General features: G+C 32.6%; 15 protein-coding genes and 1 riboswitch. Of the genes, 2 read left to right on the top strand and 13 right to left on the bottom strand.

Annotation, left to right across the window (positions count from 1 at the left end):
• Nucleotides 1-22: 22 nt before the first annotated feature.
• From RAH41_RS09270 to RAH41_RS09250, 5 genes are all read right to left on the bottom strand, one after another.
• Nucleotides 23-1,402, bottom strand: coding sequence for an amino acid permease (locus RAH41_RS09270; protein WP_331222063.1), 1,380 nt, complete (start codon nucleotides 1,400-1,402; stop codon nucleotides 23-25).
• 222 nt (nucleotides 1,403-1,624) lie between these two features.
• Nucleotides 1,625-2,272 (bottom strand): nitroreductase family protein, encoded by a 648-nt coding sequence (locus RAH41_RS09265; protein WP_069032559.1) that lies wholly within the window; start codon nucleotides 2,270-2,272, stop codon nucleotides 1,625-1,627.
• Between the two features lie 11 nt (nucleotides 2,273-2,283).
• Entirely contained in the window at nucleotides 2,284-4,119 is a 1,836-nt protein-coding gene (locus RAH41_RS09260; protein WP_331222061.1) for an ABC transporter ATP-binding protein, read from the bottom strand.
• Nucleotides 4,100-5,839 carry an ABC transporter ATP-binding protein gene (locus RAH41_RS09255; RefSeq protein WP_331222060.1) on the bottom strand — a complete coding sequence of 580 codons (1,740 nt, stop codon included), beginning with the start codon at nucleotides 5,837-5,839 and terminating at the stop codon, nucleotides 4,100-4,102. Before RAH41_RS09255 ends, RAH41_RS09260 begins: the two co-directional genes overlap by 20 nt.
• Before the next feature lie 151 nt (nucleotides 5,840-5,990).
• Nucleotides 5,991-7,769, bottom strand: coding sequence for a M3 family oligoendopeptidase (locus tag RAH41_RS09250; RefSeq protein ID WP_331222059.1), 1,779 nt, complete (start codon nucleotides 7,767-7,769; stop codon nucleotides 5,991-5,993).
• Nucleotides 7,770-8,396: 627 nt separating this feature from the next.
• Between RAH41_RS09250 and RAH41_RS09245 the strand changes: the two genes are divergently transcribed.
• Nucleotides 8,397-8,957 carry a 3D domain-containing protein gene (locus tag RAH41_RS09245; RefSeq protein WP_025671360.1) on the top strand — a complete coding sequence of 187 codons (561 nt, stop codon included), beginning with the start codon at nucleotides 8,397-8,399 and terminating at the stop codon, nucleotides 8,955-8,957.
• A gap of 12 nt (nucleotides 8,958-8,969) precedes the next feature.
• On the opposite strand, the gene RAH41_RS09240 is transcribed toward RAH41_RS09245, so the two are convergent.
• Entirely contained in the window at nucleotides 8,970-9,338 is a 369-nt protein-coding gene (locus RAH41_RS09240) for a hypothetical protein (RefSeq protein ID WP_331222057.1), read from the bottom strand.
• A gap of 146 nt (nucleotides 9,339-9,484) precedes the next feature.
• Between RAH41_RS09240 and RAH41_RS09235 the strand changes: the two genes are divergently transcribed.
• Nucleotides 9,485-9,619 (top strand): hypothetical protein, encoded by a 135-nt coding sequence (locus RAH41_RS09235; RefSeq protein ID WP_331222055.1) that lies wholly within the window; start codon nucleotides 9,485-9,487, stop codon nucleotides 9,617-9,619.
• 217 nt (nucleotides 9,620-9,836) lie between these two features.
• Here the strand turns inward: RAH41_RS09235 and RAH41_RS09230 are convergent, their stop codons facing one another.
• The 7 genes from RAH41_RS09230 to RAH41_RS09200 form a co-directional block, all read right to left on the bottom strand.
• Nucleotides 9,837-9,959 (bottom strand): hypothetical protein, encoded by a 123-nt coding sequence (locus RAH41_RS09230; protein ID WP_331222053.1) that lies wholly within the window; start codon nucleotides 9,957-9,959, stop codon nucleotides 9,837-9,839.
• 84 nt (nucleotides 9,960-10,043) lie between these two features.
• On the bottom strand, nucleotides 10,044-10,952 hold the full coding sequence (thrB, locus tag RAH41_RS09225; RefSeq protein ID WP_331222052.1) for a homoserine kinase: 909 nt from the start codon (nucleotides 10,950-10,952) through the stop codon (nucleotides 10,044-10,046).
• A complete protein-coding gene (thrC, locus tag RAH41_RS09220; RefSeq protein WP_331222051.1) occupies nucleotides 10,949-12,007 on the bottom strand; it encodes a threonine synthase in 1,059 nt (352 codons plus the stop codon). The genes thrB and thrC overlap by 4 nt, the downstream gene beginning before the upstream one ends.
• Nucleotides 12,000-13,304 carry a homoserine dehydrogenase gene (locus RAH41_RS09215; protein ID WP_331222050.1) on the bottom strand — a complete coding sequence of 435 codons (1,305 nt, stop codon included), beginning with the start codon at nucleotides 13,302-13,304 and terminating at the stop codon, nucleotides 12,000-12,002. The genes thrC and RAH41_RS09215 overlap by 8 nt, the downstream gene beginning before the upstream one ends.
• 132 nt (nucleotides 13,305-13,436) lie before the next feature.
• Complete coding sequence (gene metA / locus RAH41_RS09210) at nucleotides 13,437-14,342, bottom strand: homoserine O-acetyltransferase MetA (protein ID WP_331222049.1); 906 nt, start codon at nucleotides 14,340-14,342, stop codon at nucleotides 13,437-13,439.
• 129 nt (nucleotides 14,343-14,471) lie between these two features.
• The gene (gene metH / locus RAH41_RS09205; protein ID WP_331222047.1) at nucleotides 14,472-17,849 is read right to left on the bottom strand and encodes a methionine synthase; all 3,378 of its coding nucleotides are present in this window, start codon (nucleotides 17,847-17,849) and stop codon (nucleotides 14,472-14,474) included.
• Nucleotides 17,846-19,672 carry a bifunctional homocysteine S-methyltransferase/methylenetetrahydrofolate reductase gene (locus tag RAH41_RS09200; RefSeq protein ID WP_331222046.1) on the bottom strand — a complete coding sequence of 609 codons (1,827 nt, stop codon included), beginning with the start codon at nucleotides 19,670-19,672 and terminating at the stop codon, nucleotides 17,846-17,848. The genes metH and RAH41_RS09200 overlap by 4 nt, the downstream gene beginning before the upstream one ends.
• A gap of 80 nt (nucleotides 19,673-19,752) precedes the next feature.
• A riboswitch (SAM riboswitch) is annotated at nucleotides 19,753-19,856 on the bottom strand.
• Nucleotides 19,857-19,915 lie beyond the last annotated feature (59 nt).

Below are 19,915 nucleotides of genomic sequence, written 5' to 3'. Positions count from 1 at the left end.
AATTTAGGTTTTTTATTTGTTTTCATTTTTTCTTCTTACCCTTTGTTCCATTTTTATAAAGAATAAATCCAATAAATCCGAATACGATTGGGCCAAGTACAATTGGTAAATATTCTAATAATGTAGTATCTGGAGCTGGAATAAGTGTTAATCCGATTGTACCAACTACTGAAATCAGGCCAATTAGTGCAACGAATATAGCTAATGAGTTGCTTTTAATTTTAAACGGTCTGTTTATTTTTTTATCAATCATGCGAAGTTTAATATAGGCACTAATTAAAAAAACATAAGGGATAAAAAATGCCAATGTCGACATTAAAATTAACATATTTAATGCCTTTGAAACACTTGGTACAAAAGCAGATAGAATTAATATGAATGTAACTGCCACTGCTTGACCTAATACTAAAATTGATGGCATACCATCTTTATTTTCTTTTAACAAATTTTTGGGAAGAACATCTTTAGCACTTTCAGCAATCATTACACTAGGATTCAAAATTAAAAATGAAAGAGATCCTACAAATGCTAATACAAAGCAGATCCCTAAAATTTGCGAAAGTGAAAAATCAAGTCCAAATTGTGAAGTTATTTTATCCGCAAATAAGTAAAGTGCAGTCGCAGTTTGGTCAGATGAAATTGTTATGACGAACTGGAAAGCAACTGTTGCCAGTATATACACTAATGCAATAATAATTGATGTAATAAAAATTGCTCTCGGAAATGTTTTTTGTGGGTTTCTTACATTCCCTGCAATCGTTCCTAGCATTTCTGCCCCTGAAAAACCAAACATTAAGGTTGATAAAAACATAACCGTTCCAAATGATAAATTATTTGGCGTGATTGTACTTTGTGTAAAGTGAGTAGCGCTTGGTTGACCGCTAAAAATACTATAAAATCCGAAACCAAATATTAAAATTGCTGGAACTAATACGCCAAGTGGTGCACCAATCGACGCAAGCCTTCCACTCATTTTAGTACCTTTTAATGTAAGTAACGTAACAATCCAAAATATAATACTAGATATAATAGCTGTTTTCATCGGATGACTTGCCATGGATGGCTGGTTAATTCCATATGCAATTGCAATTGTAGTTGTTAATAAAAGTGACGGATAATACGTAAAATTAGCAATCCAAAAAAACCACGAACATAAAAATGAAGCTTTTTCTCCAAAAGCTTTTCGAACCCAAACACCCATACCACCTTGATTTGGATAGGTTGTAGATAATTCAGCTACAATCAATCCGATTGGAATAAAATAAATGAACGCTGCAACAACCCAATAAAATATAGCCGAAGGGCCAATTGTTGAAGCAAAAGCAATATTACGTAATCCTAAAATTGAATTTATACTTAAAAATGATAAACCCATAACACCTAGTTTTTTAGTTGAATCCATGATGATACTGCACCTTTCAATAAAAAAATCTTTACTTTTTAATCACTTGAGTAATTATACAAATATATTAATATAAATTCAATTATTGTTTTATACTAGTATAATTTTTTAAATTAATGTACTATTTCATTTTTAATTGATTGGTTATTGATGTAGTTTACTTCTTCTTCTGCAAAAACATAAAAAACCCACGAGTAATTTTCTCGTGGGCTACTTAAAATATTAATCAACGTAACGAATAATTTCTGCAACTTCTTTACGTGCAAGTTTTTTCGCAGGTTCAGATGGATAACCAAGGGAAATGACCATATTAATTTCACGGTTTTCCTCGATTTCTAAATACGTTCTAAGTTTATCTTGCGCTAATAGGACAGGACCTGTCATTGGACAAGTACCTAAGCCTAATGCATGTGCAGCTAACATTAAGTTTTGTGATGCTAAACAGCTACTTTTAATTCCTTCTTCTTTCCAAACTTCATTTTCAACAAAGCCAATCGGATCAAATATTTTTGTTCTGAATTTTGATTCATATGGTGTTGCTAAACAAATAATTAAAACTGGTGCTTCTCTGAATGCTGTTGCATAAGGACCGAAAGAACGTACTAATAGTTTACCTTCTTTTTCTAATCCTTTTTCTTTTGCTTTTTCAGCAACTTCATGTAGAGAATCCCATGTCATCTCTTCAATTTTTTTAATTTTGTCAGTGTTTTTAATAATGATAAACTCCCAAGTTTGTGAGTTTGTATCACTTGGAGCATAACGTGCGCAGTCAATAATTTCTTCAATTATTTCATTTGAAACTGCTTGATCAGTAAATTTTCGAATACTTCTTCTACCGTGAATAATTTCTTTAAACGAATTGTAATCCATGCTTCCACCCTTTATTGTATATGCTGATCTTCATTCATCCCTTGATGTTTTACTAATTCATAGTAAAAACCTTGTTTATCAATTAATTCTTCATGTGAACCTCTCTCTATACACATTCCGTTTTTCAAAACAAGTATTTGATTAGCATTTTTAATTGTATTTAGTCGATGAGCAATGACAAAGCTTGTTCGGCCTTGCATTAGTCTTTGTAAAGCTTCTTGAATTTTAATTTCAGTAATTGTATCAATGCTACTTGTTGCTTCATCTAAAATTAAAATTGCAGGATTTGCTAGAATCGCTCTTGCAATTGAGAGAAGTTGCTTTTGACCTTGACTAATTTGCTGATCATCTTGTTGTAAAATTGTATCATATCCTTTTGTAGATTTCATAATAAAACTATGTGCATTTGCAAGCTTTGCAGCCTCTTCTACTTCTTCATCTGTTGCATCTAAACGACCATAACGAATATTTTCACGTATTGTTCCTTTAAATAAAAATGAATCTTGTAAAACAAATGCCATTTGCTGTCTCAAGTTTTTTCTAGAATATTGACCAATACTTACACCATCTATGAGTATATCACCACTATTGATTTGATAAAAGCGGGAAAGTAAATTTACTACTGTAGTTTTACCAGCACCTGTAGGTCCGATTAAAGCAATTGTCTCACCTTGTGATACTTTGAACGAAACATTTGTTAATGTATTTGAATCCTTGCCATAAGAAAAATTAACATTTTTATATTCAACTTCACCTTGAATAACTTTTTGGTCGTTATGAATGTGGGATTCATCAATCGCTTCAATATCTTCATCGATAATTGAGAATACCCTTTCAGCTCCAGCGATCGCTGAAAGTAATGTATTAAACTGATTTGATAAATCATTTAATGGACGAGTAAATTGTCTTGAATACTCAGTAAAAACAACGATTGTACCAATCGAGATATGACCTTTATAGGCAAAGTACCCTCCAATACCTGCAATGATTGCAAAGCTTACATTGTTTAACACATTCATGAATTTAGGAATAAAACCGGCAAAAATAAATGCCCAAAATCCTGAGTTTTTCAATTTTTCATTTTTATTTAAAAAGTCTCGAATCATTTTATCTTCTTGAGAAAAAGTCTTGATGATTCGTTGGCCCGAAACTGTTTCTTCAATAAATCCATTTAACTCACCTAAATTACGTTGCTGGATTTTATAAAGTTGACCAGTACGGTGCGTAATCCATTTTATACCAATGATTAAAACTGGAACGATTGACAAAGTCAATAAAGTTAAGATTGGACTATACCAAAACATAACCGAAATAGTACCAATTAAAGTTAATACACTTGAAAATACTTGGATTACTGATGTATTTAAAGTCGAACTTACATTTTCCAAATCATTCGTTACCCGACTCATTAACTCTCCGTGTTGTCTTTTTTCAAAAAATGACATTGGTAATTTATGAAACATATTAAATAATTCTGTTCTCATTTTTGTTACAGTGTTTTGAGCAATATCGATCATCCAAAAATTTTGTAAAAACAAAGATGCCGAATAGCCTAAGTAAATAAACACTAAAGCAACGATTAACCAACTTAAACCACTTAAATTATTTTTTAGAATATAATGGTCGATTGAATAGCCGACTAATACAGGTCCTAATAGACCAAGTACAGAGCTTATTAAAACCATTAAAAGTACAACAACTAATTTCCCTTTCATTAATGCTAAGTAAGACCATATTCTTTTCAAAGTTGAGGAAACGTTATCTGCTCGAGAAGCTTCCTTTTTCTTCTTTTCCTTTGATAATTGTAATTGTTTATATTGGAAAGGCTTAGTTAGCTCCTTTAACATGATGAATTTCCTCCCTTCCATATTGTGAATAGTAGATTGCTTTATATAATTTCGAACTTTTTAATAGAGATTCGTGAGTCCCCTCTTCTACAAGTTCACCTTCATCTATAATCAGTATTTTATCTGCATTCTTAGCAGTACTAATTTTTTGAGTGATGATTAATGTAGTACACTCGTAATTTTTTAAGGCTTCAATCAAGCTAGCTTCAGTTTTTAAATCTAATGCACTAGTACTATCATCTAGTAATAAAATACTAGGTTTGCGAAGAATTGCTCTTGCTATTGAAAGTCTTTGTTTTTGCCCACCTGAAAGATTAACCCCTTTTTGTCCAATTAAACTTTCATATCCATTTGGAAAAGTCAAAATTGAATCGTGAATTTGAGCATGTTTAGCAGCTAAATAAACTTCCTCATCAGTTGCACTTTCTCTACCCATTAGTAAATTTTCTTTGATTGTTCCTGTAAATAGTAGAGCTTCTTGTGGTACATATCCAATTTGTCCTCTAAGTTGCTTACTGTTTATTTTACGTATATCTTGATCATCAATTAAAATTGTGCCAGCATTAACATCGTAAAGGCGAGGGATTAATTGGAATAAAGATGTCTTTCCAGACCCTGTTGAACCCAAAATTGCAATCGTTGTTTGAGGATATGCAACAAATGAAATAGTTTTTAGTACTTCTTTTTCTGAATTCGGATAACTGAAAGATACTTGATGGAATTGAATTTTTCCTTCTAATCGATTAGCTAGCTGATTTCCTTCATTCTTTTCTACAAAGTCTTCTTCAATCGTTAATATTTCATCGATTCGTTCAGAAGAAGCTCTCATTCTTGAAAACGCACTAATGATAAATGAAAAGACACTAAATGATGACGTAATACGGGAAATATAATTTACGATTGCAACAATATCACCAATATTTGTTTCATGTGAATGAACTTTGCTATTACCAAACCACAATACGATTAGTATAGAAGCATTCATAAATAGAAGCATGACCGGCATCGTAATTTCCATTGTTCGTAATGCAACAGAGGTTTTTTGTTTTAAATTTTGATTTATATGTTGAAATCGATTATTTTCATAGTCATTTCGTACAAAGGCTTTAATTAATTTCATTCCAACTAAATTTTCTCTAAGCACACTATTTACGATATCCACATTATCTTGAACATTCTTAAACAGCCGTCTACCTTTTTTAACCATCCAATTTAGGAACATAAATAAGAAGGGTAAAATTAAAAATAGAATAAATGAAAGCTTCCAATTCAAAATTAATGCCATCACGACACTACCAGTTACGATTAATGGTGCTCTCAAAATAATTCTTAAGCTCATAAATACTGCACTTTGTAATTGCGATACGTCATTTGTCAATCTAGTAATGATTGATGAAGTTGGTAAATAACTAAACGTTGTAAATGAAAAACTTTGTACTTTTTCAAATAATGTTTTCCTTAACGTATATGAATAGCTTTGAGCAACATGAGTAGCATAAAAAGTATTTAATACTCCTCCAATAAAAGCAACGATCGATAACACGATCATCACGATTCCCCATTTTGTAACATAAGCCATGTCTTTATGAACGATTCCATTGTTAATGATATTAGATAAAATATATGGTTGAAATAATTCAACTACTAATTCTAAAAGTAAAAAGACTATGCTTGCGAAAATGGTTATTTTATATGGTTTTAAAAATTTAAAACTATTCACTTTAGTCACTCCCCTACTAAAGAGGTAATGATTAAAAACCCCTCCGTATTTTTTATCTCTTTTTAATAAATCTACTAAAATCTTAATAAAGGCATTTAAAACAGGAAAAGAACTCGTAATGAAACGAGTCCTCCTCATAAAAAATTATCATTTAAGTGATTGATAAAAATTCTTCAACGTCTTTAAGAGATAGTTTTACTGCCTTCTCCCAGAAATCACGTTTTGTTAAATCTACACCTAAATGTTTTTGAGCTAATTCTTCAACTGTCATAGAAGCTGTATCTTTTAATAGGGCAATATATTTCTGTTCATAGCTCTTTCCTTCTTCCAATGCTTTTGCATAAATTCCTAATGAGAATAAGTATCCAAAAGTGTATGGGAAGTTATAAAACGGCACACTTGTAATATAAAAGTGTAATTTTGATGCCCAGAAATGCGGATGATACTCTTCTAAAGCACCACAATACGCTTCTTTTTGAGCTTCTTCCATCAATTGATTTATTTTATTTTTACTTACAACACCGTTTTTACGCTCTTCGTAAAAACGCGTTTCAAATAAGAATCGAGCATGAATATTCATATAAAATGCTACACTACGTTGAATTTTGTCTTCTAAAAGAGCTAAACGCTCCTGATCGGAACTCGCATTTTTTACAGCTGCATCAGCTACAATCATTTCTGCAAATGTAGAAGCTGTTTCAGCAACATTCATCGCATAATATTTATTAAGTGTATGAACATCTTTCATCGCAAATGAATGGAAAGCATGACCTAATTCATGTGCTAATGTTGAAACATTCGAAGGTGTACCTGAATATGTCATGAAAATACGGGATTGGCCGCTTTCAGGAAATCCTGTACAGAAACCTCCTGGACGTTTACCTGCACGATCCTCTGCTTCAATCCAAGAGTCTTCAAAAGCCATCTTTGTAAAACTAGTTAATTCATCACCAAATTTACTAAATTGATTTAATATAAATTCTGCACCTTCAGAATATGAAACGGTGGAATCAATATCAGCAATAGGCGCATCTAAATCATACCAACTTAATTTTTCTACGCCTAGTAATTTAGCTTTTCTTTCTAAATAATCAACAAATGGAGCTTTATTGTCGATTATCGCACCCCACATTGAATCAAGTGTTTCTTGACTCATACGATTGATTGACAATGGTTCTTTTAATACATTATTCCATCCACGTTGTCCATATACACTTAATCGGAAACCTGCAAGATGGTTTAATATTTTAGCGAAATATTCTGATTCTTCACCCCATGTTTCTTCCCATTTTTCAAAAATCTCTTTTCGCACATTGCGTTCTTTAGAAGAAAATAAATTTGATGCTTGACCAACAGATAAAACTTTTTCATCATGTTCAATCTGCATTTTTCCAACTACAGTATCGTACATTTGGCCCCAACCATGATATCCGTCAACTGAAAGGGCAGTAATTAATGCCTCTTGTTCAACTGATAATAATTCACTAGCATTTTGACGACGCTCATTTAATGCGAAAGAAATTTCCTTAAACTCATCAGTTTCTAAAATATCTTTCCAAACAGATTCTTCAATTTTAGTTAATTGACTATGAAATTTTGTTAAGGAAGTAGAAAATGTTGCATATAGCTGCGTTAAAGTTCCTCTTAATAAATTAGCTTTTTGGTCAGCCATATTTTGAGCTTGTAAACAGCTAACAAATCCACCAGCTTGTGATAATTTCCTACCTATTACTTCAATTTTACTTATGATATCAGCTAATTCCTCAACTTCATTACTACTTTTAGGAGCAGAAAACAAAGATACTTGTCTCTCTATTCTTTCTACTAAATTCGTAATTTCTTTTATGTAAGATGCAAATGCAGAAGATTCACTGCCTCCTTTAAAGAAAACATCTAAATCCCATGTAAGAGAATATGTATTGGTTGACATACGACCCCACCTTTTGGTTTTATAAGTACATTTGTTATTATACATTATTCAAAATATTTAGTCTAATCATACTACTTTTTACTAATTTTAAAATCCTACACAAGCTTGTTGAATTTTAGTGTAATCGTTCATTTTGTCTATTTATAATAGTAAGTTACGGTTATCTTGATTCATTTTGAATGTAATCTTTAGTAAATTTTAGTAGTTTTTAGAACTAAATTCAGATTCTGTTAACATGAAATTCAAAGGTAATATTACAAAACTTCACTAATTGTTACATAGTTTTTAATTCTAACTTAATAAAAACTTTCTCAATAGGACTAAAAAAGTATGTTTTTCTAAACTATTTACTACCTTTTTGAAAAGTTTTTACTGTTTAATTATCTTCTTATTAACTTTTCAATTCACCTCTTAAACCCTTAAAAATCAAGCATTCTGGCTTATAAATTAGCGACAGATATTCTTAAATCGGAAATATGTCGAAACGAGCTGTAACTATTATGCAGAATTTATAGAAAATTATAAAAAAAGGTAATGTATTTGTAACATAAAATAAAACTACTGAAATCTTACTGTCATATTCCCATGGTAAAGTATTATACATAGAAGACGAACAGGAGCGGAAATATGAAAAAATTAATGACATGTTTTGTTACTACTGTTATTCTAACAATGGGATTTACGACAAATACATACGCAGCAACTTACAAAGTTAAATCTGGAGATACTTTATCTGCTATCGCAAAAAAGCAAAAGGTAACAGTTTCTCAGATTAAATCATGGAACCATTTAAAATCAGACCTTATTAAAGTAAATCAAGTATTGCAAATTAAACCTGCAACTAAGAAAAAAACAACAACGACTAAAAAAACAACAGCTAAAGCTGCTACACCTTATAAAGTAATTAAAATGAAAGCTACAGCTTACACTGGTAGTTGTAAAGGCTGTAGTGGTAAAACTGCTACTGGTATCGATTTAAAAAAGAATCCAAAAGCAAAAGTTATTTCAGTGGATCCAAAAGTAATTCCATTAGGTTCTAAAGTATATGTAGAAGGCTATGGCTATGCAATTGCTGGAGATACTGGCGGTTCACTAAAAGGAAATAAAATTGATGTATTTATCCCAAGTCAGAAAAACGCCCAAAAATGGGGAGTTAAAACAGTTACTGTAAAAGTTTATAAAAAATAAGTAAACGAGCCTTTAATTTGGGCTCGTTTTTCTAATTCCACTTAAATTTAAGTCAAATAACCTTCGATCTAATTCTTTTATGAATTCATTTCTTTTTTCTACATTAGATAAAATTTCATTCATATTTGCTTTTAAAATTAACTTTTGAATACTTTTTCTTTGAGATATTTCTAGTAAATAAATCTCGTATGGCTTAAACCACTCTTCTTTTTTCAATACAGTAATTCTCTTTTGAATCAATTTATCATCTTTTTCATATAACGAATAGCCAAAAAATCTTTTTGGCAAATAATCAAAGAAAAATTGAACGATTATTTCGATAACAAACCAAGATATTATACGAAAAATAAAACCCAATACCCCAAAAATAATCTCATGCATGGTTTTATCTCCTACTCTTTTTATTCTTAATATTTTAACATATCTTACCCATAAAATTAATTGTTTCTTTATCAATCCTTTATTGGATATTTTCCATTTAACTAATAAATAATATAATTATAATTTTGTTTTGGAGATGAAAACAAATGAAAGATAAACGCTTTACGATAACTGGAACTGATATTAACGATGTGAAAAGAAAAAACGCAAACTCTGGTTTAACTTATAATCAAGTTAAACAATTACTAGCAGAAAAATATATGAAAGAACGGGAAAAATAAAGAATTCATTATTTCTTATTCTTATTTATTGTTTATTCCCGTATTGTTTGCTAAGTTTATCACTATTTATGTTCCCATTTGCAGATTTACAAATTTTATTAACAGTTTCGATTTTTTGCTGTTTGACAATTTTTATTTGCAGTTTTAGCTTTTTTAATTGCAGCTTGAAGTAGATTTAATTGCATTTTCCTCTACTTTATTTGTAGCTTAACAGATTTTAATTGCGGTTCTCCTTTTTTATTTGCACTTCAAATTTAAATGCAGTTTCAGTCATTTTATTTGCAGCACCTTTTTTATTTGCAGTTTCACCTTTTTTATTTGCACATCCACTGATATTCAATGCAGCTCTACCTTGTTTTTTGCACTTTAGATTTAATCTTAAAAATAAGAAACCACTCAACTCTCACAAGTTGAGTGGTTTCTTTTAATTCGAGTGAATTGAATGTTTAACGGTTGCACCTTGGTTTTCTATTTTTATTTCGCTTACATCACAATTTGGAAATAAACATGTAAAATAGTCAATTGCTTCAGGACAGCCCTCGATCGAAACGAATGCAAGTACAGTCGGACCGGCACCACTTAATACAAATCCATGTACATATTCAGGTAATTCGATCTGTTTTAGGGTATCTAGCTCTTTTACAATTTTACATCGATATGGTTCGTGAAATAGGTCTCGTTTCATCATATCGCCTGCTAATGACCAATTTTCCGTTAATAGTGCTGATACTAATAGATTACTAAAGCTGCTAGATTGGATAGCATCCTTATAAGGAATCGTTGAAGGTAATATATTTCTTGCATGAACAGTTTCTAATTCGTATTTTGGTATAATTGCAACTATTGACACTTTATTCAATGTCGAATGTTGGATATATGCTTTTCCATCTATAAAAGTCCCAATAACTAAACCGCCATAAAGTGAAGCTCCCACATTATCCATATGACCTTCAATTGCAGTTGCAATTCTAAGCTGTTCTTCTAGAGATAATTGAAGATTACAAAGTTCATTTGCTAGAATAATGCCGCCTACGATTGCTGAGGCACTACTTCCTAAACCTCTTGTTAACGGAATATTACTTTCAAGCTTTAAGTGACATGTTGGCAAAGTTTTGTGATTTTTTTTTGCAACATCAATGGCTGTTTTTAAGATTAAATTTGTTTGATCTAGTGGAATATCTTTCAAATATTCACTAAATCCCTCGCAGCTATATTGATCGTGATCATACACTTCAATTGTTAAGTATCGATCTAAAGCGATACCAATCGAATCAAAACCAGGTCCTACATTTGCAGTGCTTGCAGGAACTGTTATTTGGAAAAGTTTTTTCATATCGAAACCACACCTTGTAAATGTTCTAATACAATTTTTTCTTCATTTGGTAACAATATTGACTCAATTTTACTTGATTGAATTGCGATATCTGGATCCTTTAATCCATTACCTGTTAAAATAGCGACTACTTTTGAGCCTTTTTTGATTACACCTGACTGTACTTGTTTAAATACACCAGCTATACTTGCACATGAACCTGGTTCTGCAAATACGCCTTCTTTTGATGCAATCCATTTATACGCTTGTAGGATTTCTTCATCTGATACACTATCAATTGCACCGTTTGATTGCCCAATTGCATTAACCGCGTGCTCCCAGCTTGCTGGATTACCAATTCGAATAGCTGTTGCAATTGTTTCAGGATTATCTATCTTTTTATTATTAACAATTGGCGCTGCACCTTCTGCTTGAAAACCATGCATTTTAGGTAATTGATATCCTTTAGATAAATTGTATTCATTAAAGCCTTTCCAATAAGCTGTAATATTTCCAGCATTTCCAACTGGGATTGCTAAAATATCTGGAGTTTCTTCCAATTGCTCACAAATTTCGAATGCAGCTGTTTTCTGACCTTCGATTCGATATGGGTTGACAGAATTTACTAGTGTGATTGGTTCTGATTCACTAATTTTTCTTACCATTTGTAATGCGTGATCAAAATTCCCATCGATACTAATGATATGTGCTCCATACATGACAGCCTGCGCTAGTTTACCATATGCAATTTTGCCTTTAGGAATAATGACAAAACATTTCATACCAGCTCTTGCAGCATAAGCAGCAGCGGCAGCAGATGTATTACCTGTCGATGCACATATAATAGCTGAACTGCCTGCTTCCTTCGCCTTAGCAACTGCCATTACCATCCCACGGTCTTTAAATGAACCTGTTGGGTTTAGCCCTTCTAATTTTACAAATAATTCAATTCCCCACTCCTCTGATAAGTGAGGTAAAAATAGTAATGGTGTATTACCCTCATTTAAAGTTAATTTTGGTGTTTCTTCATTGATAGGTAAGAAATTTGAATATTTTTCGATTAATCCTTTATACATCAAGATCTTCACCTGCAATTCGATAATAGCTTCGTACTTCATCGACAACATCAGATGTTTCTAAATTTTCCAATACTTTTTTGTATGCTGAATATGACGCATGGTGTGTTACTAGAATGATCTCAGCAAGACCTTTATGCTTTAATGGAACTTGAATAATTTTCTCAAAGCTTATATCAGATTCTGTAAAAATTGAAGTAATTTCAGCGAACGAACCTAATTGATCTTTTACTGTAAAGCGGAAGAAAGATTTAAAATAGATTTCATGATCTTCTTTAATTTCTTTTGGATATTGTGGTAACACAGCACTTGTACCGTTTACACCAAGTCGCATATTCTTCATTACCGCAACTAAGTCTGATACGATTGCAGTTGCAGTTGGTAAACTACCCGCACCTGGTCCATAGAACATCGTTTCTCCTACAGCTTCACCATAAACATAAACTGCATTAAATTCATTGCTAACAGATGCTAGTGGATGATTATGTGCAATTAAAGTTGGCCCAACACTAACCTCAATTCGATTATCGTTTCTCTTCGCATAACCGATTAATTTCATTGTATAACCAAAGTATTTAGCAAAATCGATGTCTTCTGAAGATACTGAACTAATTCCACGTACTTGCACATCTTCTAGTTCAACATCCATTGAAAAACCTAATTTAGCTAAAATTGTCATTTTTCTCGCAGCATCAAGACCTTCTACATCTGATGTTGGATCTGCTTCTGCAAAACCGAGTTCCTGAGCTTCTTTTAACACATCCTCATATGCTTTTCCTTCATTACTCATCTTTGTAAGAATAAAGTTTGTTGTTCCATTTACAATTCCCATTAATTTCGTTACACGGTCGGAAGCTAAACCATCTACTAAACTCCGAATAATAGGGATACCACCAGCAACACTAGCTTCATAGAATAAATCGCATTTATTCTCATTTGCTACTCGGAGTAATTCAGTTCCATATAAAGCCATTAAATCTTTATTAGCTGTGACTACATGCTTTTTATTACGAAGAGCATGGAGTATGTATTGTCTAGCATCTTCAATTCCACCCATTACTTCTACAACAACATCAACTTCTGCATCATCTAAAATGTCATAAGCATCTGTCGTTAATACATCCTTTTGAATTGAAACTGAGCGTTCCTTTTCAAGGTCCTTAACAAGAACCTTTTTTACTTGAACAGAACAACCGATTTGATGGGCTAATCTGTCCTGATGATCTTCAACAATTTTTACAACACCACTTCCAACAGTTCCAAGTCCTAATAGGCCGATAGATATACAGTCCTTCATATGATCTCCTCCGTTAAAATTTGATATTATTACCATTATGGGAATGTTTTATGAAAATAGCAAACACTTTTTTAAATTTTCCAATTTTTTTTTTTTAATGTTTGACAAAATTATGAAACTAAAAATATAACATTATAAATTGTAAGGGGTTTCTTGATAAACATAATAATTTAACCAATTTGAGAAAAGTAGATTAGCATGACTTCTCCAACGTACAACCGGTGGTTTTTCTGGATTATCATTTCGGAAATAGTTTTTTGGAATAGAAATTTCCGCTCCCCTTTGTACATCTCTTTCATATTCAGATTTTAAAGTATTAATACAATATTCATGATGTCCAGTTGCAAAAATTTGCTTTCCGTCCTCACTAGTAACAAGATGGACACCTGCATCATCCGATAAACTTAAAATCTTCAATTCTCCTATTTGATCAATATCTTCCTTCCTAACTTCAGTATGTCTTGAATGTGGTACATAATACTCGTCATCAAAGCCGCGTACTAGTTTCACAAAGCGGTCCTCTACTGAATGTGGAAAAACACCAAACATTTTTTGATCTAATGTATATTTAGGAACTCCGTAGTGATGATAAAGACCAGCTTGTGCACCCCAACATATATGCAATGTAGATGTGACATTCTCTTTTGTGAAATCCATGATTTCTTTCAGCTCCGACCAATATTCAACTTCTTCAAATTCCAATGTCTCTACTGGAGCACCTGTAATAATAAAGCCATCATATTTTGTATTTTTAATTTGTGAAATTGTTTTATAAAAGCTTGAAACATGCTCCTCTGAAACGTTTTTTGGCTTGTATGATTCAGTACCAATTAAATCGATATCTACTTGTAAAGGTGAATTTGCAATTAAACGTAATAATTGCGTTTCTGTTTCAATTTTAGTTGGCATTAAGTTTAAAATGCCTATTTGTAGCGGTCTTATATCTTGTGACTCCGCTCGCTCTTTCGTCATATAGAAAACATTTTCTTTCGTTAGTATTTCCGTAGCAGGTAGATCTTTGTTGATAATTACAGGCATTTTTTCCACTCCTCTTTTTTCTTAAGAAAAAGGTAGTAGATTGATGAAAGAATTATTTCTACTACCTATTTGAAATAGCTAAACTAAATTTTAATTTTATTGAATCAAATGAATAAATATTCTCACATATTAAACTGAAAAATATCTTCCATCTTTATGCGAGAATACCATTGCAGTTACAGATGCTTCTGGTAGCATCATAAATCCTTCTGTCAGATTAATCCCAATTTCATTTGGGTTAATTAGCTTAAATAGCTTTTCTTGATCCTCAAGATTTGGACATGCGGGGTAACCAAATGAAACCCTGATCCCTTGATATCTTGCTTTAAAACGCTCAGACATTGTGAAATCTGGACGATCTGGGAATCCCCATTTTTCTCTCATCAGCATATGAGTTTTTTCAGCTAATCCTTCTGCTAATTCTAGAGCTAAGGAGAATAAAACGTGACTCTTTAAATACTCCCCTTCTTGTTTCAATCTTTCGGCAATATTTCTTACTCTTGGTCCTGATGTTACAGAGAAGAATCCAACATAATCCATCTCTTCTCCAACAGGATTTAAAAAGTCGCTTATACAAAGGTTTGGTTCTTTTCTTTGTCTTGGAAATTGAAAACGTTCAATCGGTTTTTTCGTTTCAGAGTCATAGATAATGACATCATTGCCATCACTTTGAGCCGGGAAAAATTGGTAGATTACTTGACAATCAAAATATTCATTTCCATCTTTTAAGAATTCTTGAACTAGCTCGAATAACTCTTGGCCACGTTCCTGATTTTCCCATTTACCTTTTACCCCCAAATGATGTCCTATTAGCATTTGATAATTAATAAACGGTGCCACTTGAGCAACTGGAATATTTTTTATGACCGTTTTACTTAATGATGAAGGAACTAGACAATCTGATTTTTGTATTGCAGATCTCGTAGTATTAATTTCAAGAGCAGGTAATTCAATCATATTGTCTATTTTTTTAATTGCCTTTTTCTTTTCTTCTAATGCTTTTAATTCATCAGGATTTACAATTTTATTTGCTAAATCTAAGCCAGTCATTGCGTCATTTGAGTAAACAACTAATCCATCGTATATTGGTTGAATACGGTTTTCAGTAAATTTTCTAGTTAATGCAGCGCCACCAACTAATATTGGTGTGTTAATTCCTGCACTTTTTAAATCACCAGCTGTAATAACCATTTGTTGAGCAGACTTGACTAATAATCCAGATAAACCGATAATGTCTGGTTTATTTTCACGAATCTTTGTAATTAAATCATCTGGTCGAATATTAATGCCTAAGTTGACAACATCAAAACCATTATTCGTCAAAATAATATCAACTAAGTTCTTTCCAATATCATGAACATCGCCTTTAACAGTTGCTAAAATGACTTTCCCTTTTCTAGAGCTTTCAGTTTTCTCCATAAATTGCTCTAAAAAGTTTACAGATGCTTTCATAACTTCTGCACTTTGTAATACTTCAGCTACGATTAACTCATTATTATTAAAAAGTCTTCCAACTTCATCCATCCCAGTCATTAGTGGGCCATTAATAATATTCAACGGTATGTCACCACGGTCAAGACAAGCTTGCAGATCTTCTATTAATCCTTGTTTTGAACCCTCAATTACACACGCCGCTAATCTTTCTTCAATCGGAAGCTGTTCTTTTGGTTTTTCTTCTTTCTTTACTGAATTTCTAAAATGTTCAACAAATCGATCTAATGTTTCTTGAGACGTTTGGAATAATAAATTCTCAGCAAGATCACGTTCTTCTTTTGGAATTGAAGCGAATCGTTCTAATTTTTCAGTATTTACAATCGCGTAATCAAGACCAGCCTTTGTAGAATGGTATAAAAAAACGGCATTTAACACTTCACGACCAGCATTTGGTAAACCGAATGAAATATTACTTAAACCTAAAATTGTTAAACATTCCGGAAATTCATCTTTAATTAATTTAATGCCATCAATTGTCGCCTTTGCAGAACCAATATATTGCGTATCACCTGTTCCAACTGGGAAAACAAGTGGATCAAAGATGATGTCCGTCGCACGAATTTTATATTTTTCAGTTAATAGTTGATAGCTTCTTTTTGCTATTTCTAATTTTCTTTCTGCCGATACAGCCATCCCATCTTCATCAATTGTACCAACTACCACTGCGGCACCATATTTATGAATGAAAGGTAAAATTTTCTCAAATCGCTCCTCCCCATCTTCAAGATTAATCGAATTAATAATCGCTTTACCTTGAATATAAGTCAGTGCTAATTCAATTACTTTTTCATCGGTTGAATCAATCATGATTGGTACTTTCACTTTATTAACTAATTGCGTAATGAAATTTTCCATATCTTCAACTTCATCACGATCAGGATCTGCCATACATACATCGATGACATGGGCACCTTTTTTCACTTGAGCTCTAGCAATCTCTGAAGCTTCTTCAAATTTTCCGTCAGCTATTAAATTTTTAAATTTACGCGATCCAATAACGTTTGTTCTTTCACCGACGAAAAGTGGTCTCATACTATCGTCATAGCGAAGTGATTCTAAACCACTAACTGCATGATCCTCTCTTTTTTTAGGTTTTCGTGGCGTTATTCCACTTATCGCTTCTTTCATTGCCCTAATATGTTCCGGAGTTGTTCCACAACAACCACCTATAATATTAATCCATCCTTGTTCAGCAAAATCACGTACTTTGTATGCTAAAGATTCTGGTGATTCATGATAATGACCATCTTCATCTGGTAAACCAGCATTTGGATAACATGATACAAATGTTTCAGATAGGTCGGATAATGAACGAACATGGTCCCTCATAAACTCAGGTCCTGTTGCACAGTTTAATCCAATTGAAATAGGAGAAATATGTTCGATTGCTAAATAAAAAGCATCAATTGTTTGACCTGCTAATGTTGTCCCCATTGGTTCAATCGTTCCGGAAATCATAACTGGTAATTTTTTATTTAATTCTTTAAATGCATTACTAATCCCAATACAAGCAGCTTTTACATTTCTCATATCTTGACAAGTTTCAACTAATAAAACATCTACACCACCATTCATTAAGCCAGTTGCTTGTCGATTATATGCAGTAATTAATTCATCAAAAGTCACGCCACCTGTAACACTGATTGCTTTCGTTGTTGGCCCCATCGCACCTGCTACATATACATCTTTACCAGATGCTACAACAGCTTGCTTAGCAATCCTTGCTGCAATTTCATTTAATTCAATATCTAAATGCTGTAAATTATAATCGGATAATACAATATTTGTTGCTCCAAACGTGTTCGTTTCGATAATGTCAGACCCAGCAAATATATACTCCTCATGAATTTCTTGTATAACATCCGGTCTTGTAACAACTAAATATTCATTACAGCCCTCGTATTCTTCTCCACCAAAGTCATCAGCTGTTAAGTTTCTTTGCTGGATCATCGTTCCCATTGCTCCATCAAGAAGTAATATTTTTTCTTTTAAGGCTACGTCTAAAGTTTTCATAGTTGAATCTCCTCTTTATTGCTGCTTTTCGTAAATTGAATTAAGTCCTCTGTTATTTCATACTTCAAAAATGGAGTAATAAAATAAATACCGTTAAATTTATCCTTAACATAATCAATTAGCTCTTTTGCAATTTTTTTACCTTCGTCAACTGCTTTTTCTGGTTCAACTGATGAAATTCTATTTCTTACCTCTTCGGATAAAGTAATTCCAGGAACTTCATAATGGATAAAATCAGCATTCTTCTTACTAACTAGTGGCATAATCCCGATAAAAATTGGTTGGTTAATATGTTGGGTTGCCTCATATAACTTATCAATCGTTTCAAAATCATAAATTGGCTGAGTTAAAAAATAATCCGCTCCCGCCTCGACCTTTTTCTCAAGTCTTTTAATTGCCGCATCAAATTTTCGAACATTCGGATTAAAAGCAGCAGCCACAGAAAATCTCGTTCCATTTCCTAGGCTTTTACCGGAATAAAGTCTACCTTCATTCATTTCTTTAATCATTCGGATTAGTTCAAGTGATGCTACATCATATACTGAAGTTGCACCTGGAAAATCTCCTACCCTTGCTGGATCACCTGTTATCGCAAGAACTTCATTTAATCCTAAAGTTGATAACCCCATTAAATGAGACTGAAGTCCAATCATATTACGATCTCTACAAGTTAAATGGGTCAAGACTGGTACATCCAATCTTTGAAGAAGTGATGCCATCGCTACATTTGAAATTCTAGGTGAAGCTAATGGATTATCAGCTAACGTAATTGCATCAGCCCCTGCCCTATGTAATGCTTTTGCTCCTTCAAAAAACTTTCTCGTTTGTAATGTTTTTGGAGGATCTAGTTCTGCAATGATCGTCGTTCTCTTTTTTGCCTTTTCTGCTAAAGTTTCATTCTTTTGTTCTTCTTGTTTAGGGATTTTAATTTTAATTGTTCTGTTTTTCACTTCTTTTTTTGTAATAGGCTGTAAAGTATCAATTTTACTGCGTAAGGCAGCGATATGCGCGGGTGTTGTACCACAGCATCCACCAATTAGTCTTACACCTTGTTCAATAAATGGTTTAGCCATATCTTCAAAATATTCTGGATTCGATTTATATACGTATTTCCCCTCATTGTATAGCGGTAATCCTGAATTAGGAAATGCCGATAAGTAACCATTCGTTGGTAATGAAACAGTATTTAATGACTCCAACATATGAAGTGGTCCTAGATGACAATTGATTCCAACTACATCTGCTCCCAAATCGATTAAATTAGGAAGAATTTTTTCAATATATTGACCACTTTGCATGACGCCAATTTCTTGTAGTGTTACTTGTGCAATAATTGGTAAATCCGTTCTTCCTCTTAATAGATTAACAGCATCATATAATTCATTTTCATCATAAAATGTTTCAAGCATGATCCCATCTACGCCTTCTTCTAGTAACGCTGATGCTTGCTCAAGCAGCATCATTTCACGTTCTAAAGGTGTCGTAAAAGTAGAACCAATATATTTCATTCCACCTATCCCGCCAATTACTAAAGCTCTTCCTTTTGAAGCCGCTCTAGCATTTCTAACAGCCATTTGATTAATTTGCTTAACTAACTTTTCCAAACCATATTGTCTCAGTTTTCCAGCATTGGCACCGTACGAATTTGTTTGAATCACTTCTGCGCCAGCATCTATATATTGTTCATGTATATGAATGATTCGATCACGCTCAGTAATATTCAGTTCTTCAAAACAGCTGTGAAGTCCGCCAGAATACAAAAGCGTTCCCATTGCACCATCACCTAAAACAATTCCATCTTTTAACTTTTCCAATAAGCCCATTTAATCACTTCCCGTTTAGATAAAATAAAAAACGCCATTCTCTCAAAAAAATGAGAGAATGACGTATAAATACAGATTACGCCTTATCTCTCATGTTTTAAACATGCTGGATTTAGCACTTTTTAGCTTTCGCTAAAGTTGCCGGGTTTCAAAGGGCCAGTCCCTCCACCACTCTCGATAAGGATTATTTAGTTATATTCAATATAAATCAGTTTACTATATTTATATGATTAAGAAAAGACA

It is taken from the genome of Gottfriedia acidiceleris (assembly GCF_036421055.1).
Taxonomy (GTDB): Bacteria; Bacillota; Bacilli; order Bacillales; family Bacillaceae_G; genus Gottfriedia; species Gottfriedia acidiceleris_C.
The sequence above is the reverse complement of the archived record's forward strand: the minus strand, read 5'-3'. Positions and strand labels throughout refer to the sequence as shown.